Annotated in this window: 1 protein-coding gene; it reads right to left on the bottom strand. The window is 76.0% G+C overall.

Features of this window, described 5'->3' with window-relative positions; translation table 11 throughout:
• On the bottom strand, positions 1-254 hold a 254-nt coding region (locus RYX56_RS23875), incomplete at both ends, for a glycoside hydrolase family 9 protein (protein ID WP_317124324.1).

The following is a 254-nucleotide window of genomic DNA, read 5'->3' as shown; positions in this document are numbered from 1 at the left end:
AGGGCGCGCCGTAGCTGTTGCCCTGCTGGTAGCCCTCCTTCGCCCGCCCCAGGGCGTAAAGCGTGTGCGCGGCCTGGCGGCAGCGGTCGGCAAAGGCCGGGTCGAGCGTGGCGGACGCCTGCGCGCCGAGCGCCATCGCTGCCGCCGAACGCCCGGCGAGGTTGGCGATCCCGGTGGCATCCGACTTGAAGCGCCCCAGCCCCTGCGGGGCGCCCGTGGCGTAGTAGACGGGCCGCGCGCCGCCCTTGCCCCAG

Origin of the sequence: Alkalihalophilus lindianensis, from assembly GCF_032843265.1 — a bacterium.
GTDB lineage: Bacteria > Bacillota > Bacilli > Bacillales > Bacillaceae_D > Alkalihalophilus > Alkalihalophilus lindianensis.
This window is presented reverse-complemented; position numbering and strand designations above follow the sequence as displayed.